At 72.7% G+C, this 26,320-nt stretch carries 22 protein-coding genes; 19 read left to right on the plus strand and 3 right to left on the minus strand.

What is annotated here, in order from left to right; translation table 11 throughout:
- Positions 1-3: 3 nt before the first annotated feature.
- Entirely contained in the window at positions 4-498 is a 495-nt protein-coding gene (locus Air01nite_RS15755) for a PH domain-containing protein (RefSeq protein WP_203703095.1), read from the plus strand.
- A 230-nt stretch (positions 499-728) separates the two neighbouring features.
- Here the strand turns inward: Air01nite_RS15755 and Air01nite_RS15760 are convergent, their stop codons facing one another.
- Both Air01nite_RS15760 and Air01nite_RS15765 read right to left on the minus strand, forming a co-directional pair.
- A complete protein-coding gene (locus Air01nite_RS15760) occupies positions 729-3,122 on the minus strand; it encodes a hypothetical protein (RefSeq protein WP_203703096.1) in 2,394 nt (797 codons plus the stop codon).
- A 62-nt stretch (positions 3,123-3,184) separates the two neighbouring features.
- Positions 3,185-4,330, minus strand: a complete 1,146-nt coding sequence (locus Air01nite_RS15765; protein ID WP_203703097.1) for an FAD-dependent oxidoreductase — start codon at positions 4,328-4,330, stop codon at positions 3,185-3,187.
- 404 nt (positions 4,331-4,734) lie between these two features.
- On the opposite strand from Air01nite_RS15765, the gene infC reads away from it, so the two are divergent.
- The 18 genes from infC (at position 4,735) to Air01nite_RS15855 (ending at position 25,683) form a co-directional block, all read left to right on the plus strand.
- Positions 4,735-5,364, plus strand: a complete 630-nt coding sequence (gene infC / locus Air01nite_RS15770) for a translation initiation factor IF-3 (protein ID WP_203703135.1) — start codon at positions 4,735-4,737, stop codon at positions 5,362-5,364.
- Between the two features lie 21 nt (positions 5,365-5,385).
- On the plus strand, positions 5,386-5,580 hold the full coding sequence (gene rpmI, locus Air01nite_RS15775; RefSeq protein ID WP_203703098.1) for a 50S ribosomal protein L35: 195 nt from the start codon (positions 5,386-5,388) through the stop codon (positions 5,578-5,580).
- A 30-nt stretch (positions 5,581-5,610) separates the two neighbouring features.
- The gene (gene rplT, locus Air01nite_RS15780) at positions 5,611-5,997 is read left to right on the plus strand and encodes a 50S ribosomal protein L20 (RefSeq protein WP_203703100.1); all 387 of its coding nucleotides are present in this window, start codon (positions 5,611-5,613) and stop codon (positions 5,995-5,997) included.
- Entirely contained in the window at positions 5,994-6,824 is an 831-nt protein-coding gene (locus Air01nite_RS15785; protein ID WP_373310423.1) for a TrmH family RNA methyltransferase, read from the plus strand. The genes rplT and Air01nite_RS15785 overlap by 4 nt, the downstream gene beginning before the upstream one ends.
- Before the next feature lie 31 nt (positions 6,825-6,855).
- A complete protein-coding gene (gene pheS, locus Air01nite_RS15790) occupies positions 6,856-7,923 on the plus strand; it encodes a phenylalanine--tRNA ligase subunit alpha (protein ID WP_203703101.1) in 1,068 nt (355 codons plus the stop codon).
- Entirely contained in the window at positions 7,924-10,416 is a 2,493-nt protein-coding gene (gene pheT / locus Air01nite_RS15795) for a phenylalanine--tRNA ligase subunit beta (protein ID WP_203703103.1), read from the plus strand.
- 25 nt (positions 10,417-10,441) lie between these two features.
- The gene (locus tag Air01nite_RS15800; RefSeq protein ID WP_203703104.1) at positions 10,442-12,010 is read left to right on the plus strand and encodes a hypothetical protein; all 1,569 of its coding nucleotides are present in this window, start codon (positions 10,442-10,444) and stop codon (positions 12,008-12,010) included.
- A 21-nt stretch (positions 12,011-12,031) separates the two neighbouring features.
- Positions 12,032-14,947 (plus strand): YfhO family protein, encoded by a 2,916-nt coding sequence (locus Air01nite_RS15805; protein ID WP_203703105.1) that lies wholly within the window; start codon positions 12,032-12,034, stop codon positions 14,945-14,947.
- 83 nt (positions 14,948-15,030) lie between these two features.
- Complete coding sequence (gene argC, locus Air01nite_RS15810) at positions 15,031-16,032, plus strand: N-acetyl-gamma-glutamyl-phosphate reductase (RefSeq protein WP_203703106.1); 1,002 nt, start codon at positions 15,031-15,033, stop codon at positions 16,030-16,032.
- Entirely contained in the window at positions 16,029-17,180 is a 1,152-nt protein-coding gene (argJ, locus tag Air01nite_RS15815) for a bifunctional glutamate N-acetyltransferase/amino-acid acetyltransferase ArgJ (RefSeq protein WP_203703107.1), read from the plus strand. The genes argC and argJ overlap by 4 nt, the downstream gene beginning before the upstream one ends.
- Entirely contained in the window at positions 17,177-18,073 is an 897-nt protein-coding gene (argB, locus tag Air01nite_RS15820; protein ID WP_203703108.1) for an acetylglutamate kinase, read from the plus strand. The genes argJ and argB overlap by 4 nt, the downstream gene beginning before the upstream one ends.
- On the plus strand, positions 18,070-19,299 hold the full coding sequence (locus tag Air01nite_RS15825; RefSeq protein ID WP_203703109.1) for an acetylornithine transaminase: 1,230 nt from the start codon (positions 18,070-18,072) through the stop codon (positions 19,297-19,299). The genes argB and Air01nite_RS15825 overlap by 4 nt, the downstream gene beginning before the upstream one ends.
- Positions 19,296-20,225, plus strand: a complete 930-nt coding sequence (argF, locus tag Air01nite_RS15830; protein ID WP_203703111.1) for an ornithine carbamoyltransferase — start codon at positions 19,296-19,298, stop codon at positions 20,223-20,225. The genes Air01nite_RS15825 and argF overlap by 4 nt, the downstream gene beginning before the upstream one ends.
- Positions 20,222-20,725 carry an arginine repressor gene (locus Air01nite_RS15835; protein ID WP_203703113.1) on the plus strand — a complete coding sequence of 168 codons (504 nt, stop codon included), beginning with the start codon at positions 20,222-20,224 and terminating at the stop codon, positions 20,723-20,725. Before argF ends, Air01nite_RS15835 begins: the two co-directional genes overlap by 4 nt.
- On the plus strand, positions 20,725-21,936 hold the full coding sequence (locus Air01nite_RS15840; RefSeq protein ID WP_203703114.1) for an argininosuccinate synthase: 1,212 nt from the start codon (positions 20,725-20,727) through the stop codon (positions 21,934-21,936). Before Air01nite_RS15835 ends, Air01nite_RS15840 begins: the two co-directional genes overlap by 1 nt.
- 17 nt (positions 21,937-21,953) lie before the next feature.
- On the plus strand, positions 21,954-23,387 hold the full coding sequence (gene argH, locus Air01nite_RS15845) for an argininosuccinate lyase (RefSeq protein WP_239090736.1): 1,434 nt from the start codon (positions 21,954-21,956) through the stop codon (positions 23,385-23,387).
- Entirely contained in the window at positions 23,348-23,980 is a 633-nt protein-coding gene (locus Air01nite_RS15850) for a DNA-3-methyladenine glycosylase (protein WP_203703115.1), read from the plus strand. Before argH ends, Air01nite_RS15850 begins: the two co-directional genes overlap by 40 nt.
- Before the next feature lie 89 nt (positions 23,981-24,069).
- Positions 24,070-25,683, plus strand: coding sequence for a glycoside hydrolase family 10-like protein (locus Air01nite_RS15855; RefSeq protein WP_203703116.1), 1,614 nt, complete (start codon positions 24,070-24,072; stop codon positions 25,681-25,683).
- Between the two features lie 59 nt (positions 25,684-25,742).
- Here Air01nite_RS15855 and Air01nite_RS15860 read toward each other — a convergent pair whose 3' ends face one another.
- A complete protein-coding gene (locus tag Air01nite_RS15860; RefSeq protein WP_203703117.1) occupies positions 25,743-26,309 on the minus strand; it encodes a TetR/AcrR family transcriptional regulator in 567 nt (188 codons plus the stop codon).
- Between the last annotated feature and the right edge of the window lie 11 nt (positions 26,310-26,320).

The raw sequence follows: 26,320 nt of genomic DNA on the forward strand, positions 1-26,320 counted from the left end.
CATATGGCAGACTCGGTTGCCGTGGTGACGTTTCGCCCGCAACGGGCCCGCAAGGCGGCGATCGCCGCGGCCGCCGCGATCGTGATCGTCTTCACCATCGTCAGCTTCGGCCTGACCGGCTCGACGGGCGAGGGCAAAGCGGTCTTCCAGCGCGGCGACCAGACCGCGATGATCGGCCTGGGCCTCGCCTTCGCGGCGGGCTTCCTGCTCTTCCTGCGCCCGCGCGTCGACGCCGACGAGCACGGCATCCGGATCCGCAACGTGATCGGCTCGTACGACCTCCCCTGGGACGTCGTGCGAGCGATCCGCTTCGAGCGCGGTGTCTCGTTCGCCGGCGTGGAACTGCACGACGACGAACTGGTCACGATCGTCGCGCTACAGATCGTGGACAAGGAGTACGCCCTCGAAGGCGTCCGCGCCCTCCGCGAGCTCCTGGCCGCCTCGACCAGAGCGCCGGGTGACGCAGCCGAGTCTGCAGACGCGGCCGCGCCGGCCTAAGTTCTCCGGGCCGGCCCCGGCCATGATCGTGTGAACCTCACCGGATCAGGACAGCCCCACCTGCCTGATCAGGTGTGCGGGATCAGGTGGTCCGGCGGCGTGGCGCGCAGACCCACCGCACCGGATCATTCGACCCGCACCATCCCTGGCTGACCACGCACACATGATCAACCCTGGACAACCCGAAGCGGGACAGCCCAAGGCGTAGAGGGTCGACCGGCCTTAAATGATCATCTAGGGTCACGCGCTCGATCGCCGTCCGCTTGCGGCGGTGTTCGCCGGCGCGGGGGTGGTGGTGCCGCGTGGCGGTGCGCGAGGGTGGTGACCAGGCGGTCGTGTGCGGCGACGAAGGCCGGGTCGTGCAGGTAGCTGCCGTGGCCGCCGACCTGTGGTTCCAGGTCGCGGAGTGACTGGTCCGGCGGGTCCGGGGCGAGCTCGTCCACCGCGCCCAGGGGCGTGTCGGCCGTGTCCGGGCGGCAGACCGCGCCGCCGATCGGGTCCGTCGTGCGGTAGAGGTTGGTCCAGCGCGTGCCGTCCGCGTCCGTCAACGCCGTCGCCAGCTTCACCGACACCTCGCGGTCGAAGAAGGCCGCGAAGAACGGCTCGATCAGGCGGGTGACCGGGCACGCCGAGGTCAGCAGCGCGATGTGCGGCAGGGAGCCCGCCGGCAGGTTGCGGACCGCCATCGCGGCCAGCACGCTGCCGTGGCTGTGGCCGGCCAGGACGACGGGTACGCCCTGGTCCGTCAGCGTCGTCACCCGCCGCACGATGTCCGCGACCGCGCGCGGGCCGTGCGCCGGCGCGGCGAACGGGTGTGCGGCCCGTGGCCAGAACGTCGCCATCGCGTAGACCGCGCTGACCAGGCGCCGGCCCGGCGTCGTGTTGCCCGCCCGAGCGACGGTGAGCACGAGGAGCAGCGCGGCCAGGCCGATCGACCAGGCGCCCAGGTTGGTCAGCGTGCTCTGGTTGGGCAGCAGCGCGGCCGGCCCGCGGCCCAGCGCGCTGTAGACCACGCCGACCACCGACAGCGCCGCGATCGGCACGAACACGATCATGGCGAGCGCCGGCATCGACTCCAGCAGTTGGCCGCGGGCGTGCGCGTGGTCGAGCACCTCGGCGGCGTCGGGCCGCCGGCGGCGCAGGTCGCGGTCGCGCTCGTCGGTCATCCGCCGCCCGGTGCCGAGCAGCACGTTCCACCGCACGATCCCGAACGCGACCGCGAGCACGACCGCGCCCATCCCCACGGTGAAGACCAGACCGGCCCATTCATAGGGGTACGGCGGTGCCGGCAACCAGGCCCGCCCGGCGTCCGAGGTCTCGAGCTGCCCGATCGACAGCGCGGCGAAGTAGAGCAGGCTCGCCGTCTCGGCGACCGCCAGCATCGTGGCGACCGCGGCCATGACCGGCGCGACGAACCCGCGCCAGGCCAGCCGGCGCGCCGTGCGCCGGGCGATCCAGCACAGCGGCAACGTGGCGAGGGCGAGCGCGACCAGCAGCGCCACCTGGACGGCCGAGAGGGTGGCGACCCCGGCCGCGAAGCCGGGCAGCGCACCCTCCGACGGCGCCGACGACCGGCGCGGCCCGACCGCGTAGAGCAGACCGGCGGCCGTGACGATCACCGCGCACCAGGCGCTGAGCCGCACGGCCCGGCTGACCAGCGGCGCGAGCGCGTGCGCCCGCCGGCGGAACGCCGCCACGCCGCGCTCGACCCGGTCGGTGCCCCGATCGTGCAGCCGCGCCCCGGCCGCCAGCCGCTGCCGCAATGCCAGGGCGACCGGGCCGTTGCGCACCGCGCGCACCTCCGCGATGGCGACCGGCAGCGGCACCAGCGAGCCGACGACGCCGACCAGCAGCGCGACGGCCAGCAACCCGAGCAGCAGGGCGCCGGCCACCCACCAGGCCCGATCGGCGGCCCGGTCGACGCGCGCGATGGGATAGACCAGCAGCGCGTCGACCATCGCCATCCCGACGATCAGGTGCACGGCCCGCAGCCGCCGCACCCAGTCGCGGCCCCGCCAGAAGCGCGCGGCGGTCAGCTCGTCGGGCGGCAGGTCGATCTCGGCGCGGCGCTCGTACCGCCGCCAGGTCCGCAGGCTCGCCGCCCAGAGCACGCCGAGGACCAGCAGCGGCGCGAGGGCCCCGACGGCGAGCCGGTCGTACGTACTCAGCCGCAGCTCGCCGACCAGGTTGAACGGCTTGGGCCACGAGTCGGCGCAGCCGGTGCCGGAGCTGAGGCACTGCCAGGCGATCAGGTCCATGGTGACGCCTGCGACGCCGAGCGTGAGCGTCGCGGTCAGCGTCAGGGCGAGCGCCCGGCAGAGGTTGCCGACGGTGGAGTCGGCCAGCCACGTCATGACGCCGCGCGGCCGGGTCGGGCGGGCCCAGTAGGCCACGTTGATCAGCGTGAACGGCAGCAGCAGCATCCACAGTGCCCGGGCGGTCACGGTGCTGCGCAGCCCCCAGAGGTACGCCTCCGGCGTGTTGGTCTCGGGCCGCTCGACCCGCCAGCGCCAGAACTCGCCCCGGGCGGCGACGTCGTCGACCTGCTCCACGGGGCGCGCGCCGAGTACCAACTCGGCCTCGGGGAAGTCGACGCCCGGAACCCGCAGGGAAACCACACGCATCATCGACCTCCGTCCCTACACGGTATAGCCCGGTAGCTCGGAGCGATGGGCGTGCGGACGGTCTATGGCTGGACGTCTGCCCACCGGGTCGCGCTGGAGCGCCCCGTCGGCGCAACGTCCGGAAAGGACCGGTCGCCGAAGAGGACGCGCGCGGCGGCGGCCCGCCCGGCGCGCCCGCGCAGCGACGCGACGGCCGCCTCGGCGACCAGGGGTGAGCGGATGCCGGCGAACGCCCGCCGCAGCAACAGCCGACCGCGGAACCGGGAACGCAACGCGCCACCGTCGTACCGGCGCAGCACGCGCTCGTCGCCCGTCCGCAGGAACTCGACGACGACCCCGGCGGCCAGATCGGACATCCGCAGGCAGGGGTCGAGCCCACCGGCGGTCAACGGCGAGACCGCACCCGCGGCGTCGCCGACCAGCAGCCCGCGCGGACACGCCAGCCGCCGCAGCACGCCGCCGACCGGGATGGGCCCACCGCGCCGCTCGACCGGCCCGGCGACGGCCGCGACCCCGGGCGCGTCGGCGGCGAACCGGTCGAGCAGATGCCGGACACCGACCCGCATGGCCGCCGGATAGCCCGCGACCCCGACGTGGGCGTGCCGCCCGTCGTCGATGACCCAACCCAGATACCCGGGCGCGACCCGGGGATCGAGCACGCAGTGGAACGCCGGCGGCCCGCCACCGGGCGCGATCGGATGAACCAGCTCCGCGCCGACGAGCAGCCGTCGGTTGACGTCGAGCCCGAGCTCCCGAGCCACCCGGGACCGCGCCCCGTCGGCCCCGACGACGAACCGCACCGCCAAGGGCTCGGCGCCGGCGAACCGGGCGAGCCCCGCGTCGAGGCCGGCGAACCGCACGCCGAGGCGGACCGTCGCACCCGCGGCCTCCGCCGACCGCCGCGCGTGGGCATAGACGCCGGCCATGTCGGCGACCCGGTACTCGTCGCGGTCGCTGACGAGTCGCACCGGCGACCGGCGCGACGGGGGATAGAGCAGCACATCCCGGACACCGGGCCCGAGCAGGTGGTCCGGCACGTCGAAGTCGTCGAGCGTGCGCCGCACGAAGATCCCGGTGGTCCGGATGCCGGTCGACAGCGACGCCCGCCGGTCGACCACCAGCACGGCCAGCCCGCGCTCCGCGACCCGCCGCGCGGTGTGCAACCCCGCCAGCCCCGCACCCACCACCAGCACGTCGACGCTCTCCACAGCAGCGACCGTAGGATCGGGACAGCGCTCCGTGTCGGCCCTGCACACGATCCGCCACAGAGCTTCACAACTTCCACTCCGGTGGGCAGAGGTGTGCCCGTTTCGCGGGTTCGCGTCCGGGCTGGTAGTCTTGTTGCCGTCGACCATGCCGCTTGCGTGCGCAAACACGAGAGCGGCGGTGAAGCGGAGCGCCTGCTCCCACCCGCGCCTCGGAAACTGCGAGAGAGCCGGGTTCCGGTCGCCGGAAGGTGAGCCCACGTGGGCTCCCGTCCGGAGAGTGCACGCGTTCGCGCGCGTGCCGACCGGTCGAGCGGGCCCTGGCATGCGCCGGGGCCTTCTGCTTCTCCTCGGTTGGCACCGACAACGGCTGCGACCGCAGCCAGACAGGCAACAGAGGAGGCCTCATCAGCGTCGAACCACGCGTCAACGAGCAGATCCGGGCACGAGAGGTCCGACTGGTCGGTCCTGAAGGCGAGCAGGTGGGCATCGTCCCGCTCGAGCGTGCACTTCAGCTGGCGGCGGATGTAGACCTGGACCTGGTCGAGGTTGCGCCGATGGCGCGCCCGCCGGTGTGCAAGCTCATGGACTTCGGCAAGTTCAAGTACGAGAGCGCACTGAAGGCTCGCGAAGCACGGCGTAACCAGCAACAGACGGTCATCAAGGAAATGAAGCTCCGTCCGAAGATCGACCCGCACGACTACGAGACCAAGAAGGGTCACGTGGTGCGGTTCCTCAAGGCCGGAGACAAGGTCAAAGTGACGATCATGTTCCGTGGTCGCGAGCAGAGCCGTCCGGAGCTGGGCTACCGCCTGCTGCGCCGGCTCGAGTCGGAGATCTCGGAGCTGGGATATGTCGAAGCCGCTCCTAAGCAGGACGGCCGCAACATGATCATGGTGTTGGCCCCGCACCGGGCCACCAAGGCCGCAGCTGTGGCCGCGAACACCAAGGCGACCCCGACGCGCGAGCCGCGTCCGGAGGACGTCGAGGCGTCACCGGCCACCACGGTCGGGCCCGCCGGAAATTCCGGCGAGTGACAGGGGAGAAGACGTAACAAGATGCCGAAGATGAAGAGCCACACCGGCACGGGCAAGCGCGTCCGCGTCACCGGCGGCGGCAAGATCGTGCACGAGCCCGCCGGCAAGCGGCACAAGCTCGAGGGCAAGTCCTCGACCCGTACCCGTCGGCTGTCCGGCACCGAAGAAGTTTCGAAGGCCGACACCAAGCGCATCAAGAAGCTGCTCGGGCGCTGACGCGCGCCACCGACCGAAGGAGAACACTCGATGGCACGCGTCAAGCGGGCAGCCAACGCCCAGAAGAAGCGCCGCACATTGCTCGAGACCGCGAGTGGCTACCGCGGCCAGCGCTCCCGCCTGTACCGCAAGGCCAAGGAGCAGGTGCTGCACTCGATGCAGTACGCCTACCGCGACCGCCGCGACCGCAAGGGTGACTTCCGCCAGCTGTGGATCACCCGGATCAACGCCGCGGCCCGCGCGAACGGCATGACCTACAACCGGCTGATCCAGGGCCTCAAGCTGTCCGGGATCGAGGTCGACCGCAAGATCCTGGCCGACCTGGCCGTGCACGACGAGGCCGCCTTCGCGGCGATCGTCGAGGTCGCCAAGGCCGCCGTCGCGGCCGAGGGCACCGGCGCGAGCAAGGCCGCCTGAGCGGCTTGTCGCACGAACAGCGACCCGGGGTAGCTCCGTTCACCGAACGGACGCCCCGGGTCATTGCTGCCCGCCGCCTGCACCGCCGCCGCGACCGCGACGAAACCAGCCTGTTCCTGGCCGAGGGCCCGCAGGCGGTCCGCGAGGCCATCGCCGCGCAGGCGGTCAAGGAACTGTTCGCGACAGCCGACGCCGAACAACGGCATCCAGAGCTGACCCGGGACGCCACCCTCGTCACCGACGGCGCGATCGCCGCGCTGGCCGAGACCGTCGCGCCACAAGGGCTGGTCGCGGTCTGCCACCAACAGGGTGTACGGCTGCCCGACGCACTCGCCAAGAAGCCACGGCTCGTCGCCGTGCTGGCCGAGATCCGCGACCCCGGCAACGCCGGGACGATCCTGCGCACCGCCGACGCGGCCGGCGCCGGAGCCGTGGTCTTCGCCGGTGACGCCGTCGACCCGTACAACGGGAAATGTGTCCGGGCCAGCGCGGGCAGCGTCTTCCACACGGACCTGGTCCGCGACGGCGACGCCCTCGCCGCTGTCCAACAGCTCAAAGAAAATGGCCTGACCGTGCTCGCCGCCACCGGCTACGGCGACACCGACCTCGACGACCTCGCCGACACCGGCGGCCTCGCCCGACCCACCGCCTGGCTGTTCGGCTCCGAGGCGCACGGCCTTCCGGACGCGTTGCTGGCCGCCGCCGACCGGCGGGTGCGGGTGCCGCTGCACGGCCGCGCGGAGAGCCTCAACCTGGCCGCGGCGGCCGCCGTCTGCCTCTACGCGAGCGCCCGAGCCCTGCGCCGCCCGGAAGCAGCCCGACCGTAGACTTGCGAGGTTGTCCCGCCGAGGGAGAGTCATGACGTACCGCAACGACCCGTACGACCCGAAGCAGGTCGCCTACCTCGACCCCGCCGCGCTCGATGCCGCGGTCGCCGAGGCCGACAAGGCGTTCGCCGGCGCGGCCGACCCGGACGCCCTGACCCAGCTGCGCCACCTGCACCTGGGCGACAAGGCGCCGGTGTCGCTGGCCCGGCGCGAGATCGGCGCCCTGCCGCCCGCCGCCAAGTCCGACGCCGGCAAGCGGGTCAACGAAGCCCGGCGGCAGATCCAGGACCTGTTCGACGCCCGGTCGGCGGCGCTCGCCGCCGAGCAGGAGCAGCGGGTCCTCGCCGAGGAGCGGGTCGACGTCACGCTGCCCTGGGACCGCCGCCCGCGCGGCGCCCGGCACCCGCTGAGCACGCTGATGGAACGCATCGGCGACCTGTTCGTCGGCATGGGCTACGAGATCGCCGAGGGTCCCGAGGCCGAGCTGGAGTGGACCAACTTCGACGCGCTCAACATCCCGCCGGACCATCCGGCGCGCGGTTTGATGGACACGTTCCACATCGCTCCCGAGGGCAGCGGCCTGGTGCTGCGGACCCACACGAGCCCCGTGCAGGCGCGGGCGATGCTGACCCGCACGCCGCCGATCTACGTGATCGCGCCCGGCCGGGTCTACCGCACCGACGAGCTCGACGCCACCCACACGCCGGTCTTCCACCAGGTGGAGGGTCTGGTCGTCGACCGCGGCATCACGATGGCCCACCTGCGCGGCACGCTCGACCACTTCGCCCGGGCGATGTTCGGTCCGGACGCGCGCACCCGGTTCCGGCCGCACTACTTTCCGTTCACCGAGCCGTCCGCGGAGTTCGACATCTGGTTCCCGCAGCACCGCGACGGTCCACAGTGGGTCGAGTGGGGCGGCTGCGGCATGGTCAACCCGCGGGTGCTGCGCGCCTGCGGCATCGACCCCGAGGAGTTCAGCGGTTTCGCGTTCGGGATGGGCATCGAGCGCTCGCTGATGTTCCGCCACGGGATCAGCGACATGCGCGACATGGTCGAGGGTGACGTGCGCTTCACGCGCGCTTTCGGGATGGAGCTGTAGATGCGGGTCGGACTGTCCTGGCTGCGCGAGCACGTCGACCTGCCGGCCGACCTCTCCGCGGAGGCACTCGAAGCGGCGCTGGTCGGCCTCGGCATCGAGGTCGACTCCATCGTGGACCTCCGGGCGACCGTGAACGGTCCGCTGGTCGTCGGTCGCGTGCTGACCGTCGAGGAGCTGACCGGCTTCAAGAAGCCGATCCGGTTCTGCACGGTCGACGTCGGTGACGCCAACGGCACGGGAGCGCCGCAGGAGATCGTCTGCGGCGCCAGCAACTTCGCGCCCGGCGACCTGGTCGTGGTGATCCTGCCCGGTGGCGTGCTGCCCGGGGGTTTTGAGATCGGCGCGCGCAAGACCTACGGCCACATGTCGGCCGGCATGATCACCTCGGCGCGCGAGCTGGGGCTCGGCGAGGACCACGCCGGCATCATCGTGCTGCCGCCGGACACCGCGGAGCGGCCCGGGCAGGACGCGCGGCCCGTGGTCGGGCTCGACGACGTCGTGGTCGAGGTCGAGATCACTCCCGACCGGGGGTACGCGATGTCGGTGCGCGGCATCGCCCGCGAACTGGGGCTGGCACTCGGTGTGCCGTTCCACGACCCGGCCCTGGCCGGCGCTCCGGGCGCCACCGAGGAGCCGGCGTACCCGGTCGACGTGCGCGACCCGGTCGGCTGCGACCGGTTCGCCGCCCGCGCGGTCCGCGGCGTCGACCCGACGGCCGTGACGCCCGCGTTCATCGTCCGCCGGCTCACCCAGGCCGGCATCCGCACGATCTCGCTGCCGGTCGACATCACCAACTACCTGATGCTCGAGTTCGGCCAGCCGATGCACGCGTTCGACCTCGATCGCCTGCGCGGCCCGCTGGTGGTGCGCCGGGCGGCGCCGGGCGAGAAGCTGACCACCCTCGACGGCGTGGCCCGCACGCTCGACGCCGAGGACATGGTGATCTGCGACGACACCGGGCCGATCTCGCTGGCCGCGGTGATGGGCGGCGAGACCAGCGAGGTGCACCCGGGCACCACCGACGTGCTCTTCGAGGCGGCGCACTGGGACCCGGTGATGGTCGGCCGCACCGCCCGCCGGCACAAGCTGTTCAGCGAGGCGGCCAAGCGTTGGGAGCGCGGCGTCGACCCGGCGCTGCCGCTGGTCGCGCTGCGCCGGGCGGTCGAGTTGATGACCGCGCACGGCGGTGGCACCGTCGGCGACGAGATCCTCGACTTCGACGCGGTCCGCCCGCGCGGCCCGGTCGAGATGGCCGTGGACCTGCCCACCCGGCGGGTCGGCGTGGCCTACGAGCCGGCCCGCGTGGTCGGCCTGCTCGAAGCGGTGGGCTGCACGGTCACCGTCAACGGCGAGCGGATCAGCGCCGTGCCGCCGACCTGGCGGCCCGACCTGACCGACCCGGCCGACCTGGTCGAAGAGGTGGTCCGGCTCGACGGCTACGACAAGGTGCCGGGGCGACTGCCGCTGGCGCCGGCCGGTCGCGGCCTGACCGACGCGCAGCGCCGGCGCCGCTCGGTGGCCCGCGCGCTCGCCGAGACCGGGCACGTCGAGGTGCTCTCGTACCCGTTCGTCGGCACGCCCGCCCTCGACGCGCTCGGCGTCCCCGACGACGACCCGCGGCGCGACCTCGTCAAGCTGGCCAACCCGCTCTCCGACGAAGAGCCTTTCCTGCGTACCACCCTGCTGCCCCCGCTGCTGGCCACGCTGCGCCGCAACGTCGGCCGAGGCGCTCGCGACCTGGCGCTCTACGAGGTCGGCGTGGTGTTCCGCGGGCGGGGCGCCGGTGCGCCGCCGGTGATGGGCGTCGACGACCGGCCGTCCGTGTCGGTCTTCGCGGCCGCGGACGCGGTGGTGCCCGAGCAGCCGTGGCACGTCGCGGTCGTGCTGGCCGGCGAGCAGGAGTCCGCCGGCTGGTGGGGCGGTGGCCGCCCGGCGAGCTGGGCCGACGCGGTGGAGGCGGCCCGCACCGTGCTGGACACGGCGGGCATCCCGGACGAGCGGGTGACCGTGCGGTCCGCGGCCGTGGCGCCCTGGCACCCCGGCCGGTGCGCGGAGATCGCGGTCGACGGCGTCGTGGTCGGCTGGGCCGGCGAGCTGCACCCGGGTGTGGTGGCCGCGCTGGACCTGCCGAAGCGCACGGCCGCCGCCGAGCTCGACCTGGACGCGTTGCCGGCCGCGCCGGTGACCCCGGCGCCGCGGGTGTCCGGCTTCCCGCCGGCCCTGATCGACGTCGCGCTGGTGGTCGGCACGGGCGTGCCCGCCGCCGAGGTGCAGGCCGCGATCGTGGCGGGAGCGGGCGACCTGCTCGAGTCGGTGCGGCTCTTCGACGTGTACGCGTCGGAGCAGCTCGGCGAGGGGCGCAAGTCGCTGGCCTACAAGCTGACGTTCCGGGCGCCCGACCGCACGCTGACCGTCGAGGAGGCGGTCGCGGCGCGGGACGCGGCGGTGGCTGAGGCCGCCAACCGTTTCGGGGCGACACTCCGGGGCGCATAAGCCTGAAATCCGGCAAAATGGCCGGATGGCCCTGCCAGGCGAGACCATGGTCGTGGTGCGGCCGCGACCCGTGGACGACCCGCCGCCGCGTCGGTGGCGGGTCCTGCTGGGGCCGGTGGCGCTGGTCCTGCTGACCTTGGTCGTCCACGACGTGCCGACGGCGGTGCGGCTGCCGTACTGGCTCGACGAGGCGTGGGTGGCCGCGTCGACCCGGTTCCCGATCGGCGACCTGCCGGTGACGACCAGTTCGACGCCGATCGGGTGGAGCGCGCTGCTGCGGCTCGTGCCCGACCCCGACTGGCTGCGGCTGCTGCCGTTGGGATTTCTCGTGCTCTCGGTGGTGGCCGCGTACGCACTGGCCGCCGCGTTGCCCTGGCCCTCGGGCGCGCACCGGGTGGTCGCCGGGTTCCTGGCGGGAGCTTTGGTCGCGTTGCTTCCGGCGCAGCAGGTGCGGCACGACCTCAAGCAGTACACGGCCGATGCGGCCCTCGCTCTGGTCCTGCTGGCGTTGGCCGGATTCGTCGAGGCCACGTACTCCCGTCGCCGTCTGGTCCTGCTCGTCGCGGCCGGGACCGTCGGTGTGCTGCTCAGCCACACGGCCACGCTGGTGGGCGGCTGTGTGGTCGGCGGGCTCGTCCTCGCGGCGCTGGCCCGCCGGCAGTGGCGGCGCGCGGTCGAGGCTGCGGTCGCGGGGCTGGCATTGCTGGCTGTGTTCGTCGCCGTCTACTTCGGACTGGCCCGGGGCGGCGACAGCGCCACGATGGTGCGCTATTGGAAGGGCTTCTTCCCGACGGTCGGGGAGCTGCCCGGCTACCTGGACTACCGGCTGCACGCCCTGCAGCCCTATGTGGGCGTGGACATCGGGTTGCTGCTCGTGCTGGCGCTGGTCGGCGTGGTCACGGTCGGCCTGTTGGGGCGGCCCGCGGCGGCGGTCGCGGCCGGGCTGCTGGCGCCCGCGGCGGTGGCGGCCGGGGTGGCCCGGATGTACCCGCTGCTCGACGTGCGCACCTCGCACTTCCTGCTGGTCTGGCTGATGGCGTTCGCGGCGATCGGCGTCGCCGGCCTCGCTACGTTCCTCGCCCGGCGGCGCGCGGTGGTGGCTGGCGCGCTGGCCGTCGTGCTCCTCGGCGGCTACGCGTACCGGGCCGCGGAGTGGTTCCGCTTCGACGGCGCGGACGCGGCGCTCGGCGTGCGCGTCCCGGCGACCTCGGAGAACACCCGCCGGCCGGTCGCCTATGTGTGGGCGCATCGCCGGCCCGGCGACGTCGTCCTGGTCAGCGGGGCGGCGTCGTACGGCTTCGCGTTCTACTGGCCGGCCCAGCCCGGCTACCGGCGGGACCGGGGGAGCGCGGTGGGCTGGCAACCGACGTACCCGGATCCCCGGATCGTGCTGTCGACCGGGCGCACCGCGGCCGCGATCCACACCGGGGTCGTGACGGCGACCGGGCTGGCCGGCGAGGGCGCGGCGGTCTGGGTGGTCCGCTCGCACCTGAGCAAGGTCGAGAAGGCGGCGTGGACGGCGGAGCTGACGAAGCTGACCGCGGAGACCACGCCGACCGGCGTCGAGTCGGCGCTGCGGGTCGTGGCCTGGTAGCCCAGGCGGCGTTAGACCGGTGTGGCTTCCCTGCGCCCGGACGCGCTGACCCGCGACGTCGACCGTCCGGCACCGCCGCGGCACACCTGGCCCGACCGGGTCGCGCTGGCCGCGGTCGTGCTCTTCGCACTCGTCGGCATCGGCACCCCACTGCTGGGGCTGACCACGTTCGCGCAGACGGACCTGCTGGTCTCGAAGAACCCCTACAGCAGCGCCGGCCTGGCCACCGGACACGTCGAGAACAAGATCGCCAACGACATCGTCGCGTCGGGGCTGCCCAACACGCAGCTGTTCGCGGACGAGCTCAAACAGGGCCGACTGACGGCGTGGAACCCGTACGTGGGCGGCGGCGGCGCACTCGGCGCGGTGCCCAACTGGGCGACGCTGTCGCCACTGACGCTGCCGTGGTACGTGCTGCCGGCCGAGCTTGCGCCCGCTTACGTGAAGCTGCTGGAGATCCTGGTTGCCGCCGGCGGCACGTACCTCTTCCTCCGCCGGCTCAATCTCGGCCGGGCGTCGGCCCTGCTGGGCGGCCTCGCGTTCACGGCGAGCGGCTTCATGATCAGTTGGACGAACTGGCCGCAGACCCGGGTCGCCGCGTTCATCCCGCTGGTCTTCTGGGCCGCCGAACGCCTGGCCACGGACCGCCGCGTCCGCGACGGCGCCCTCCTCGCGGCGGCGCTGGCCGCGATGCTGTTCGGCGGCTTCCCGGCGCTGACGGGCTACACGATCCTCACGGCCGGCGGCTACCTGGTGGTCCGCGCGACCGCCCGTGGCCGCCCGGTGGCCCCGATCCTGGCCGGCGCCGCCGCGCTGGTCGGCGCGGTCGCGATCACCGCGATCCAACTCGTCCCGTTCCTGACCGCGATGTCACACGCGAAGCTGACCAACCGCGCCCAGACCGGCGCGGACCACCTCGACCCGGCCGGCCTGGTCACGTCGTGGGCGCCGTGGTCGCTGGGCCACGCCAACGAGTTCGCCCTGTTGGGCGACGACAACGTGGTCGAGGCGTTCGCCTACGTCGGCGCGGCCGCCCTGGTGCTGTTCCTGCTCGCGGTAGCGCTGCCGGGCCCGGCCCGCGCATTCCTGCCACGCGGCGTCTGGAGCTACCTGGTGTCAGCGACCGCCGCCTGGCTGGTGCTGTTGTACGCCGGCGGCCCGCCGCTGACCGCGCTGCAGAAGCTGCCGGCACTGTTCGCCGACAACTTCGTCGGCCGGGCCCGCGGCGTCCTCGGCTTCCTGATCGCGACCCTGGTCGCGATCGGCTTCGAGGTTGCCCTGCGCGGCTGGACCGCGCCGCATGGCCGGTCCCGCCGGTGGGCAGTGGGCGTAAGCGCGGCGGGTCTGCTCGCACTCGGCCTGACGACGTTCGCCGGCTGGCGGGCGGTCACCGCTCCGGACAGCACGGCGAGCCCACGCCAGTTCGCGCTCCAATGCCTGGCCGGACTGACGATCGCCGCCCTCGCCGCCTTCACCGTCTTCCTGATATCACCGCCGCGCGGCCGGGCCGCGCCGGGCCGATGGGCACTGACCGTCGGAGTGCTTACGCTGACCATGTTGGCTGGCTGGTTTGTGGTCAGCGGTTCGGGCGGCATGGTCGGTTCGCGCCGGTTCGCGATTCAGTGCGTGGCCGTTTTGGTGATCGGTGGTCTGGCCGCGGTCGCTGTTTTCGTGATGTCGCGGCGGCGGGAGCTGGTCGCTGCTGTGCTGCCTCTGCTGGTGTTGGGTCAGGCGTTGGTCACTGTCTACGGCTACTGGCCGCGGGTCGATCGCGATAGCTGGTATGCGCAGACCGACGTGCACCGCTACCTGGCCGCCAACCTTGGGCACGAGCGGTTCGCGGCCGCGGACGGTGGGATGTATGCCGGCGCCGACAGTGCGGCCAAGTTGCGCTCCCTGACCGGGGAGACCTTCTTCGAGCAGCGGTTCGCGCAGACCGTGCAAGGGTTGCCCGGCGAGCTGTTCGGCTCCACCTTGTTGCGCCTGCCGCCGACGCCCGAGCTCGTGCGCAGCCCGGTGCTCGACCGGCTCGCCGTGCGCTACTTCGTCACCGCGCCGTGGGACAAGCCGTTCGGGCCCGAGGCCGTCGCCAAAGGTGACGGGTCGACGGTCACGGTGGAGCCCGGCCGGTCGTGGAGCGTGCCGCTGCGGGTTCGCGGGCCGATCCGGGGCATCGGGCTCATCCCGCCGACGGGGATCAGGGCCGCCACCCGAATCGAGGTCAGCGTCCGCGACGCGCGTGGCGGCGCCGAGCTGGCCAAGGGCAGCAGGGTGGGTCCCAAGGGCGGGAAGGGCACTCCGGCGTACGTGGTGGTGGACGGCGAGAACATCCCGGCGGGTACGCGGCTCACCGCGCTGATCACCGTCAGCGGAGCGCCGCTCGTGGCCGCCGGCGACGGCGGGCGGCCGGCGGTGTCGACCGTGCTCGCGGCCGACGACGGGCTGGCGGTCGCGTACACCGGCAGCTCCGTCGTCTGGGATCGGACCACCGCGCTGCCCCGGTTCCGGTGGGCGAGCGCGGTCCACGCTGATTCCGACGCCGAGTCCCGAGTGTCCGTCCTGGCAACCGGCGCGCTGCCCCCGGACGAGGTGGTGCTCGACGGCGCACCGCCCGTGGCACCCACAGGCGAGCCGGCCACGATCACCGTGACCGGGGACGGCACCGACGACCTGGCGGCCCGGGTCGACGCCCGCGGCGCCGGCTACCTGGTGGTGGCCGACGCGCTCCAGCACGGGTGGGTCGCGACCGTCGACGGTCAGCCGGCCGCGTTGCTGCCGGCCGACAACGGGCTGGTGGCGGTCGCGGTGCCGGAAGGAACCCATACCGTGCGCCTCGCATACCGGATGCCGATGCACAATGCGGGCGCCTGGGTCTCCGGAGCCGCGACCATCGCGCTGGCCGGCCTCCTCATCCGGCGCCGTCGCCCGAACGCGTGATTGGTCATACACCCGACTGCATGATCTTGCGGTGGCCGAGCGCATGCTGATAGCGTTCTTCGCATAGACATGCGGAGGTGCACATGGGCATCCGGGTCGCGGTGGCCGGGGCGAGCGGGTACGCGGGCGGCGAGCTCGTCCGCCTGATCGCCGGGCACCCCGAGCTCGACCTCGTCGCCGCCACCGCGCACAGCCAGGCCGGCGCCGCTTTGTCGGCCGTACACCCGCAGCTCGCCGGCCTCGACCTCACGCTGTCCGCCACCGACCCCGCGGCGCTGGCCGACGCGGACCTGGTGTTCCTGGCCCTGCCGCACGGCGAGTCGGCGGCCATCGCCGCCCAACTGCCCGGGTCGGTCAAGGTCGTCGACCTCGGCGCCGACCACCGCCTGACCGACGCCGCGGCGTGGGAGAGCTACTACGGCGGGCCGCACGCCGGCGCCTGGACCTACGGGCTGCCCGAGCTACCCGGCCAGCGCGCCGCCATCGCCGAGGCCGGGCGGGTCGCCAACACCGGCTGCTACGCCGCGACGATCACCCTGGCGCTCGCGCCGCTGATCGCGGCCGGCGTCGTCGAGGCCGACGACGTGGTCGTGGTGGCCGCGTCCGGCACCAGCGGGGCCGGCCGCGCGGCCAAGCCGCACCTGCTGGCCACCGAGGTGATGGGCGACCTGTCCACCTACAAGACCGGCGCGCACCAGCACGTGCCCGAGATCAAGCAGGCCAGCGGCGCGCGCTCGCTGTCGCTGACCCCCTTGCTGGCGCCGATGCCGCGCGGCATCCTGGCCTCCGTCACCGCCCGGCCGACCGGCACGGCCGATGCGGCTGACGTGCTCGCCGCGGCGTACGCCGGTGAACCGTTCGTGAAGGTCCTCCCCGCCGGCACGTTCCCGCGCACCGCGGCCACCCTCGGCTCCAACGCCTGCCACCTGCAGGCCACCGTCGACCGCGACTCGGGCCGGGTGATCGTGGTCAGCGCGCTCGACAACCTCGGCAAGGGCGCCGCCGGCCAGGCCGTGCAGTGCGCCAACCTCATGCTCGGCCTGCCGGAGACCACCGGCCTGTCCGCGTTCGGAGTCATGCCATGAGCGTCACGACGCCCCGGGGTTTTCGTGCTTCCGGTGTGACCGCCGGGCTCAAGCCCAGTGGCAACCCCGACGTCGCGCTCGTCGTCAACGACGGTCCCTCGACCGCCGTGGCCGGCGTGTTCACCGCCAACCGCATCAAAGCCGCGCCGGTGCTCTGGAGCGAGCAGGTCATCCGCGGGGGATTGGTGCGCGCGGTCGTGCTCAACTCCGGCGGCGCCAACGCCTGCACCGGCACGCTCGGCTTCCAGGACACCCACGCCACGGCCGAGCACGTCGCCGAGGCGCTCGGCACGGGTGCGGGTGACGTCGCGGTCTGCTCCACCGGGCTGATCGGCGAGCGGCTGCCGATGGACAAGCTGCTGCCGGGCGTGACCGCGGCGGTCGACGCGCTGGACCGCGACGGTGGGGACGCCGCCGCGCGCGCCATCATGACGACCGACACCAAGCCCAAGTCCACAGTGGTCAACCGGGACGGCTGGACCGTCGGCGGCATGGCCAAGGGCGCCGGCATGCTCGCACCGGGAATGGCCACCATGCTCTGCGTGCTGACCACCGACGCGGTCGCCGACGCCCGGACGCTCGACGTGGCGCTGCGGGCGGCGACGCGGGTCACCTTCGACCGGGTCGACTCCGACGGCTGCATGTCCACCAACGACACGGTGCTGCTGCTGGCCAGCGGCGCCTCCGGGGTCTCGCCGTCGACCGCCGAGCTGTCCGCCGCGGTCGCCGAGGCGTGCCAGGACCTGTGCGTGCAGCTCGTCGACGACGCCGAGGGCGCGACCAAGAAGGTCGCGATCCAGGTGACCGGCGCGGCCTCCGAGGACGACGCGGTCGAGGTCGGCCGCAGCGTGGCCCGCAACAACCTGGTCAAGACCGCGCTGTTCGGCAACGACCCGAACTGGGGCCGGATCCTGGCGGCCGTCGGCACCACGGCGGCGGAGTTCGAGTCGGACCAGCTCGACGTGGCGGTCAACGGGGTCTGGGTCTGCCGCGCCGGCGCCGCCGCCGAGGACCGCTCCAAGGTGGACCTGTCCGGCCGCGACGTGACCGTGCACGTCGAGCTGCACGCCGGCGCCGACAAGGCCACCATCTGGACCAACGACCTGTCGCACGGCTACGTCCACGAGAACTCGGCGTACTCGACATGACCGCCTCCCTCTCCCGCGACCTGAGCGTCGCGCAGAGCAAGGCGGCCACGCTGATCGAGGCGTTGCCGTGGCTGGCCCGGTTCAACGGCGCGACCGTCGTGGTCAAGTACGGCGGCAACGCGATGGTCGACCCCGAGCTGCAGCGCGCGTTCGCGGCCGACATGGTCTTCCTGCGGTACGCCGGCCTGAAGCCGGTCGTCGTGCACGGCGGCGGCCCGCAGATCTCCGCGATGCTCAAGCGCCTCGGCATCGTCACCGAGTTCCGCGGCGGCCTGCGGGTCACCACGCCCGAGGCGATGGACGTCGTGCGGATGGTGCTGGTCGGCCAGGTCGGCCGCGAGCTGGTCGGGCTGATCAACGAGCACGGCCCGTTCGCCGTCGGGCTCTCCGGCGAGGACGCCCGGCTGTTCACCGCTGTGCGCCGGCCCGCGTTCGTCGACGGGCAGCCCGTCGACGTCGGCCAGGTCGGCGACGTGGCCAGCGTGCACACCTCGGCCGTCGACGACCTGATCGCCGCCGGCCGGATCCCGGTCATCTCGACGGTCGCGCCGGACGCCGACGGCGTGCTGCACAACCTCAACGCCGACACCGCCGCGGCCGCCCTGGCCGTCGCGCTGGAGGCCCGCAAGCTGGTCGTGCTCACCGACGTGCCCGGCCTCTACGCCGACTGGCCCGACACGGCCAGCCTCGTCTCCCAGATCACCGCCACCGACCTCGAACGCCTGCTCCCGAGCCTCGCCGCGGGCATGGTGCCGAAGATGGAGGCGTGCCTGCGCGCGGTGCGCGGCGGTGTGCCCGCCGCGCACGTGGTCGACGGCCGCGTCGCCCACTCCACTTTGCTCGAAGTGTTCACGTCGGAGGGTTTCGGAACCATGGTGGTGAACGCGTCATGACGCTCGTCGACCGCTGGCAGCGGTCCATGATGGACAACTACGGCACGCCGCCGCTGGCCCTGGTGCGCGGCAACGGGGCGGTCCTCACCGACGAGGCCGGCAAGTCCTATGTCGACATGCTGGGCGGCATCGCGGTCAACGCGCTCGGCCACGCCCACCCGGCCGTCGTCGAGGCCGTCACCCGCCAGGTCGGCACGCTCGGCCACGTCTCCAACCTCTATGTCGCCGAGCCGCCGGTCGCGCTGGCCGAGCTGCTGCTCGCGCTGGCCGGCCGCCCCGGCCGGGTGTTCTTCGCCAACTCGGGCGCCGAGGCCAACGAGGCCGCGTTCAAGCTCTCCCGGTTGACCGGCCGTGACCACGTGGTCGCCACCCACGGCGGCTTCCACGGCCGCACGATGGGCGCGCTCGCGCTGACCGGGCAGCCCGCCAAGGTCGACCCGTTCCGCCCGCTGCCCGGCGAGGTCACCCACGTGCCCTTCGGCGACGCCGCCGCGCTGGCCGCCGCCGTCACGAGCGACACCGCGATGGTCATCCTGGAGCCGATCCAGGGCGAGAACGGCGTGGTCGTCCCGCCGCCCGGCTACCTCGCCGCCGCCCGCGAGATCACCGCCAAGCACGGCGCGCTGCTGGTGCTCGACGAGGTGCAGACCGGCATCGGCCGCACCGGGCACTGGTTCGCGCACCAGGCCGACGGCGTCGAGCCCGACGTCATCACGCTGGCCAAGGGCCTCGGCGGCGGGCTGCCGATCGGCGCGTGCGTCGCGTTCGGCCAGGCCGGCGAGCTGCTCGCGCCGGGCCTGCACGGCACGACGTTCGGCGGCAACCCCGTGAGCTGCGCCGCCGCCCTCGCCGTGATCGGCACGATCGCCAACGAGGGCCTGCTCGACTCCGTCAAGCGGGTCGGCGAACGGCTGCGCCGCGGCATCGAAGGCATCGGCCACCCCCTGGTCGGCGAGGTGCGCGGCGCCGGCCTGCTGCTCGGCATCGTGCTCACCGAGCCGGTCTCGGGCGACCTCGCCGGCCGCCTGCGGGACGCGGGCTTCCTGGTCAACCCCGTGCAGCCCGGCGTGATCCGGCTGGCGCCACCCCTGATCCTGACCGCCGACCAAGCCGACGCATTCGTGGCGGCCCTAGCCAAGGTGCTCACACCAGCGAGCGAAGCGAGCGCGGCCAACTCAGTCCCTGGGGGTTCATCCCGGGCCGAGCAAAGCGAGGCACGGGAATGAAACCCCGGCATTTCCTGCGTGACGACGACCTGACGCCGGCCGAGCAGTCCGCCGTGCTGGACCTGGCCGCCGCCATGAAGGCCGACCGCTTCAAGTACCGGACGCTGGAGGGGCCGCGCTCGGTGGCCGTGCTGTTCGACAAGCAGAGCCTGCGCACCCGGGTGTCGTTCGCGGCCGGGATCGCCGAGCTGGGCGGCAACCCGATCGTGGTCGACAGCGGCGGCACCCACTCCGGGCGCGGCGAGACCGCGGCCGACACCGGCCGGGTGCTGTCCCGCTACGTCTCCGCGATCGTCGTGCGGACGTTCGCCGACAGCCACCTCGCCGAGATCGCGTCCGGCTCGACGGTGCCCGTGGTCAACGCGCTCACCGACGGCTTCCACCCCTGCCAGCTCCTCGCCGACCTGCTGACAGTGCGCGAGCGCTGCGGCGGGACGCAGGGCCGGGTGCTGACCTACGTGGGCGACGCCGGCAACAACATGGCGCACTCCTACCTCCTGGCCGGTGCCACCGCCGGCATGCACGTGCGGATCTCCGGTCCGGAGGCGCACGCGCCCGACCCGGCGATCCTGGAGAAGGCGACCCAGATCGCGGCGGCCACCGGCGGTTCGGTGCGGACCATAAGCGACCCGTACGTCGCGGTCCGGGGCGCCGACGTGATCGCCACCGACACCTGGACCTCGATGGGCCAGGAGGCCGACGGGTACGACCGGGTCACGCCGTTCCTGCCGTACCGGATAGACGCCGGGCTGGTCGCCGAGGCCGCGACCCACGCGGTCGTGCTGCACTGCCTGCCCGCACACCGCGGCCACGAGATCACCGACGACGTGCTCGACGGCAAGCAGAGCGCGGTGCTGGACCAGGCCGAGAACCGGCTGCACGCCCAGAAGGCACTGCTCGCCTTCCTGGTCGGTGAGTCGGAATGACAGCGCCGGTCACCCGTGCTGCTCGGCACGCCAGGATCGTCGAGCTGATCCGGGCCAAGGAGATCCGGTCGCAGACCGAGCTGGCCGAGCTGCTCGCCGGCGACGGCCTCGTCGTCACGCAGGCGACCCTCTCCCGGGATCTCGAGGAGCTGCGCGCGGTCAAGGTGCGCGGCGCCGACGGTCCCGCGGTCTACGTGATCCCGGAGGACGGCCACCGGCCGCTGCGCGACGCCGAGGCCGCCTCGGCCAAGCTGATCCGGCTGCTCCGCGAGCTGCTCACCGGTGTCGACGCGAGCGGCAACATCGCCGTGCTGCGCACCCCGCCGGGCGCCGCGCAGTTCCTGGCCAGCGCGCTGGACCGCACCGGGCTGCCCGAGGTCGTCGGCACGATCGCCGGCGACGACACCATCCTCGTCGTGTCCCGCGACGCCATGGGCGGCGCCGCCCTGGCCGACAAGCTTTCCGGCTGGGCCGGAGAAACACTCGAAGGGAGCAACTGATGACCGAGCGCGTCGTCCTCGCATATTCCGGAGGCCTCGACACCTCCGTCGCCATTCCTTACCTCGCCGAGAAGACCGGTGCCGAGGTGATCGCGGTCGCGGTCGACGTCGGCCAGGGCGGCGAGGACATGGCCGTCATCCGCCAGCGGGCGATCGACTGCGGCGCGGTCGAGTCCGAGGTGGTCGACGCCCGCGACGAGTTCGCGGCCGACTACTGCCTGCCGGCGATCCGCGCCAACGCGCTCTACATGGACCGCTACCCGCTGGTCTCCGCGCTGTCCCGGCCGCTGATCGTCAAGCACCTCGTCGCCGCGGCGCGCAAGCACGGCGGCACGATCGTCTCGCACGGCTGCACCGGCAAGGGCAACGACCAGGTGCGGTTCGAGGTCGGCCTGGGCGCGCTCGCGCCTGACCTCAAGGTGGTCGCACCGGCCCGCGACTTCGCCTGGACCAGGGACAAGGCCATCGCGTACGCGGAGGAGAAGGGCCTGCCGATCGACGTGACGGCCAAGTCGCCGTACTCGATCGACCAGAACCTGTGGGGTCGCGCCGTCGAGACGGGCTTCCTGGAGGACATCTGGAACGGCCCGATCGAGGACGTGTACTCGTACACCGCGAACCCGGCCGAGCCGCGCGACGCCGACGAGGTCGTGATCACGTTCGACGGCGGCGTCCCGGTCGCGATCGACGGCGAGACCGTGACGCCGTTCCAGGCCGTCGCCGAGCTCAACCGGCGTGCCGGTGCACAGGGCGTCGGCCGGCTCGACATGGTCGAGGACCGGCTGGTCGGGATCAAGAGCCGCGAGGTGTACGAGGCTCCGGGCGCGATCGCGTTGATCACCGCTCACCAGGAGCTGGAGGCCGTCACCGTCGAGCGCGACGTGGCCCGGTTCAAGAAGAGCGTCGACCAGCGCTGGGCCGAGCTCGCCTACGACGGGCTGTGGTTCTCGCCGCTCAAGCACTCGCTGGACGCGTTCATCGCCGACACCCAGAAGCACGTCAACGGCGAGGTGCGGCTGACCCTGCACGGCGGCCGCGCGGTCGTCACCGGTCGCCGCTCCGAGTCCTCGCTGTACGACTTCGGCCTGGCCACCTACGACACCGGCGACACGTTCGACCAGTCGCTGGCCAAGGGCTTCGTGCAGCTCTGGGGCCTGCCGTCGCGGATGGCAGCCGCCCGGGATGCCCGGTTGGGCGGCCCGTCGGCGTGACCGACAGAATGGTGGCCGTGACCGATCAGTCTGTTTCGCGCACGAGCCTGTGGGGCGGCCGGTTCGCCGGCGGCCCCGCGGAGGCCCTCGCCCGCCTGTCGGTGAGCGTCCAGTTCGACTGGCGGCTCGCCCCCTACGACCTGGCGGCGTCCCGGGCGCACGCCCGCGTGCTCGCGCACGCCGGGCTGCTCGACGCGGAGGAGCTGGGCCAGATGCTGGCCGCGCTCGACGACCTGGAGGCCGCCTGCGCCTCCGGGTCGTTCCGGCCGACCGTCGACGACGAGGACGTGCACACCGCTCTCGAGCGCGGGCTGCTGGAGCGGCTCGGCACGCTCGGCGGCAAGCTGCGTGCCGGCCGGTCCCGCAACGACCAGGTCGCCACCGACCTGCGGCTGTATCTCCGCGATCACGCCCGCGGAGTGGCGGCTCGGCTTGTCGAGCTGGCGGACGCCCTGGTTTCGCAGGCCGCGCAGCATGTCGAGACGCCCGCGCCCGGCATGACGCACGTGCAGCACGCCCAGCCGGTCACCTTCGGCCACTGGCTGCTCGCGCACGTGCAGCCGCTGCTGCGCGACCTCGACCGGCTGCGCGACTGGGACAAGCGCACCGCGATCTCGCCGCTGGGCTCGGGCGCGCTGGCCGGCTCGTCGCTGCCGCTCGACCCGGTGGTGGTGGCCAAGGAGCTGGGCTTCACGACGTCCGCGGCCAACTCGATGGACGCCGTCGCCGACCGCGACTTCGCCGCGGAGTTCCTGTTCGTGACGGCGCTGGCCGGCGTGCACCTGTCCCGGCTCGGCGAGGAGGTCGTGCTCTGGACCTCGCAGGAGTTCGGCTGGGTGGAGCTCGACGACGCGTTCGCCACCGGCTCGTCGATCATGCCGCAGAAGAAGAACGCGGACATCGCCGAGCTGGCCCGGGGCAAGTCCGGCCGGCTGGTCGGCGGCCTGGTCGCGGTGCTGACGATGCTCAAGGGCCTGCCGCTGACCTACGACCGGGACATGCAGGAGGACAAGGAGCCGGTCTTCGACGCGGTCGACACGCTGGAGCTGCTGCTGCCGGCGCTGGCCGGGATGATCTCCACGATGACCGTGCGGGCCGACCGGCTGGCGGCCGCGGCGCCCGTAGGCTTCACGCTGGCCACCGAGGTCGCGGACTGGCTGGTCCGGCGCGGCGTGCCGTTCCGTGACGCGCACGAGGTGACCGGCAAGCTGGTGTCGCTCTGCGAGTCGCGCGACTGCGCGCTGGACGACCTGTCCGACGACGACCTGCGCGAGGTCAGCGCCCTGCTGACCCCGGAGGTGCGCACGGTGCTCTCGGTCGAGTCGGCGCTCGCGTCGCGGACGACGCCGGGCTCGACGGGCCCGGGCCCGGTGGCCGACCAGTTGGCGTCGGTGCAGGACAAGCTGGAGGGTTGGCGGGAGTGGGCCGCGCAGCGCGTCGTCCCGCGCTGAGGTCGGTGCTGGCCGGCCCGGTCGAGCTGGCGGCGCGGTCGCTGCTCGGCTGCACGCTGACGGCCGGCGGCGTGACGGTGCGGCTGACCGAGGTGGAGGCGTACGCGGGGACGGGTGAAGATCCGGCCTCGCACGCCCACCGCGGCCGCACGGAGCGCAACGCGATCATGTTCGGGCCGGCAGGTTTCTCCTACGTCTACTTCACCTACGGCATGCACTGGTGCATGAACGTGGTCTGCGGCACGCCCGGCGTGGCCTCGGCCGTGCTGCTGCGTGCGGGCGAGGTGGTGTCCGGTTTGGACGCGGCCCGCGCGCGGCGCTCCGCCGTCCGTCGCGATGTCGACCTGGCTCGCGGGCCCGCCCGGCTGTGTTCGGCGCTGGGCATCGACCGCTCGGCCTACGGTCTGGACCTGCTGTCCGCGTCTAGCCCGGTGCGGCTGTCGTGGGGTCCGTCGTCTCCTCCGGACACCGCGATCGCGGCCGGTCCCCGGGTCGGCGTGACAGGTGCGCACGACCTGGAGTGGCGGTTCTGGATCAGCGGCGACCCCACGGTCAGCGCCTACCGCAGGCACGTACCCAAGACACGCATTTAAGAAGGTCTTGCTTTCGCGACCGCTTCCATTGAAGATTTCCTTCAGTACGCACCACCTGACGGCGAAAATCTTCATGGAGGTACGCACGCATGGCACGCAGACTCGGCGCGGCACTGGGTGTCGCGGCGTTGACCCTTTCCCTGTTGGCCGTGGTGGCGCCCGCGCCGGCCGCGGCCTCGGCCTCCGCCACCTGTGTGACGAACCCGGCGGCGCCCAAGCGGCAGTTCCGGGCGATGTGGATCTCGTCGGTGGTCAACATCGACTGGCCGACCAAGGCGTCGCAGACCGCGCCCGACGTCGTCGCGGCGCAGAAGGCTGAATATCTGGGCTGGCTCGACCTGGCCGAGCGGCTCAACCACACCGCGGTGATCGTGCAGATCCGGCCGACCGCCGACGCGTTCTGGCCCTCGCCCCACGAGCCCTGGTCGGAGTTCCTCACCGGCGTGCGCGGGCAGGACCCGGGCTGGGACCCGCTGGCCTTCGTGATCTCCGAGGCGCACAAGCGCAACCTCGAGTTCCACGCCTGGATGAACCCGTACCGCGTCTCCATGCCGGACGGCGCCGGCGTCGACATCAACAAGCTCGCGCCCGGCCACCCGGTGCGGCAGCACCCGGACTGGGTCGTGCCGTACCCGATCAACGCGGCCGGCGCGCGGCTCTACTACAACCCGGGCATTCCCGAGGTGCGGGCGTTCGTGCAGACGGCGATGCTCGACGCGATCGAGCGGTACGACGTCGACGGCGTGCACTTCGACGACTATTTCTACCCGTACCCGGCGGCCAACCAGGACTTCGCGGATGACGCGACGTTCGCGGCGTACAACCGTGGTTTCACGAACAAGGCCGACTGGCGCCGCGACAACATCAACCTGCTGGTCCAGGAGTTCGGCACCGCGGTGAAGCAGGCGAAGCCGTGGGTGAAGTTCGGGATCAGCCCGTTCGGCATCTGGCGCAACAAGACCGCGGACCCGCTCGGCTCCGACACGGCCGGATCGCAGTCGTACGACATCATCTCCGCCGACACCCGCAAGTGGGTGAAGGAGGAGTGGATCGACTACATCGTGCCGCAGATCTACTGGAGCATCGGTTTCACGGTCGCCGACTACGCCAAGCTGATCCCGTGGTGGTCCGATGTGGTCAGTGGCACCAAGGTGCAGCTCTACATCGGCGAGGCCGACTACAAGATCGCGGCGAACGCCGACACCAACTGGAACGACCCGCGGGAGATGACCGACCATCTGGCGTTCGCCCGCGACTACAACGTCTCGGGCCACGTGCACTTCAGCGCGGTCCAGGTGCGGTCCAACAAGCTGGGCGCGACCGACATCTACGCGGCCGAGCACTATGCCCACCCGGCTCTGGTGCCGGCGATGACCCACCTGCCGCACAAGCCGCTGATGTTCCCGATCGTCACGTCCGCAACGCGGGACGACGCTGGTGCGGTGACGCTGCGCTGGCAGCAGCCGGCCGACGGAATCGGCCCGTTCGGCAAGGCCACGTCGTACGCGATCTACCGGTTCGACGGTGTTCGTGCACCGAGCGCCTGCGATTTGGCCGACGCGACCCACCTCGTCGACACGGTGCGCGGAACGTCCTTCGTGGACAGCACGGCGCAGCCGGGTCAGCGCTACACCTACGTGGTGACGGCGCTTGACCGGTTGTGGAACGAGAGCCCGATGGGCCCGCCGCGCATAGTGCGCTGACGGTCGCAAGGAACGGTCCGTTGCTAACGCGTTAGCAACGGACCGTTCCTTGCTCTGGGTCAGGGGCGGTAGTGACCGTCGTGGTCGAAGCTGCCGATCATCTCGGTCATCCACGGTGACTGCTCGACCTGGTCGGGCCCGATCACCCGCATCGAGGCGAGCACGGTGAGCAGCATGCCCTTGGCGATGAAGTCGCTCGCCTCGGCGGCCGTCACGCCGGTGAGCTCGCGGACGAGATAGAAGATGTCCCCGTAACACCGCCGGGCCGTGCGGCCGATCTCGTCGTCGGCGTTGGCCGCGGCGAACCCGTGCAGCAACACCGGCAGCAGGTAGCGCTCCTCCAACAGCCGATCGAACCCGTTGGCCAGGTCGTGGAGCTGCGCGCCCTCGGTGGGGGCGGCGTCGCGGAAAGCCTGTTGGATTCGGCCGCTGACGTGCTCGATCACCGTGATGAACAGTGCCTGCTTGGAGCCGAAGAGCCTGATCACGTACGGCTGGGAGACGCCGGCCAGGCGGGCGATGTCGTCGGTGGCGGTGCCCGCGTAGCCGCCCTTGGCGAACGCGGCTATCGCCGCCTCGACGAGTTGCTCGCTGCGCTCGGCGGCGGTGAGCCGGGTGCGTGTCACGCTGCTCCCTT

It is taken from the genome of Asanoa iriomotensis (genome assembly GCF_016862515.1).
Classification (GTDB): domain Bacteria; phylum Actinomycetota; class Actinomycetes; order Mycobacteriales; family Micromonosporaceae; genus Asanoa; species Asanoa iriomotensis.

Excerpts from the sequence above, each read along its gene's own strand:
- Air01nite_RS15825 (WP_203703109.1), top strand. The coding sequence starts at position 18,070 with ATGACGCTCGTCGACCGCTGGCAGCGGTCCATGATGGACAACTACGGC.
- Air01nite_RS15800 (WP_203703104.1), top strand. The coding sequence starts at position 10,442 with ATGGCCCTGCCAGGCGAGACCATGGTCGTGGTGCGGCCGCGACCCGTG.
- Air01nite_RS15835 (WP_203703113.1), top strand. The coding sequence starts at position 20,222 with ATGACAGCGCCGGTCACCCGTGCTGCTCGGCACGCCAGGATCGTCGAG.
- Air01nite_RS15855 (WP_203703116.1), top strand. The coding sequence starts at position 24,070 with ATGGCACGCAGACTCGGCGCGGCACTGGGTGTCGCGGCGTTGACCCTT.
- pheS (WP_203703101.1), top strand. The coding sequence starts at position 6,856 with ATGACGTACCGCAACGACCCGTACGACCCGAAGCAGGTCGCCTACCTC.
- argJ (WP_203703107.1), top strand. The coding sequence starts at position 16,029 with ATGAGCGTCACGACGCCCCGGGGTTTTCGTGCTTCCGGTGTGACCGCC.
- rplT (WP_203703100.1), top strand. The coding sequence starts at position 5,611 with ATGGCACGCGTCAAGCGGGCAGCCAACGCCCAGAAGAAGCGCCGCACA.
- Air01nite_RS15840 (WP_203703114.1), top strand. The coding sequence starts at position 20,725 with ATGACCGAGCGCGTCGTCCTCGCATATTCCGGAGGCCTCGACACCTCC.
- argC (WP_203703106.1), top strand. The coding sequence starts at position 15,031 with ATGGGCATCCGGGTCGCGGTGGCCGGGGCGAGCGGGTACGCGGGCGGC.
- pheT (WP_203703103.1), top strand. The coding sequence starts at position 7,924 with ATGCGGGTCGGACTGTCCTGGCTGCGCGAGCACGTCGACCTGCCGGCC.
- Air01nite_RS15760 (WP_203703096.1), bottom strand. The coding sequence starts at position 3,122 with ATGCGTGTGGTTTCCCTGCGGGTTCCGGGCGTCGACTTCCCCGAGGCC.
- Air01nite_RS15755 (WP_203703095.1), top strand. The coding sequence starts at position 4 with ATGGCAGACTCGGTTGCCGTGGTGACGTTTCGCCCGCAACGGGCCCGC.
- argF (WP_203703111.1), top strand. The coding sequence starts at position 19,296 with ATGAAACCCCGGCATTTCCTGCGTGACGACGACCTGACGCCGGCCGAG.
- argB (WP_203703108.1), top strand. The coding sequence starts at position 17,177 with ATGACCGCCTCCCTCTCCCGCGACCTGAGCGTCGCGCAGAGCAAGGCG.
- rpmI (WP_203703098.1), top strand. The coding sequence starts at position 5,386 with ATGCCGAAGATGAAGAGCCACACCGGCACGGGCAAGCGCGTCCGCGTC.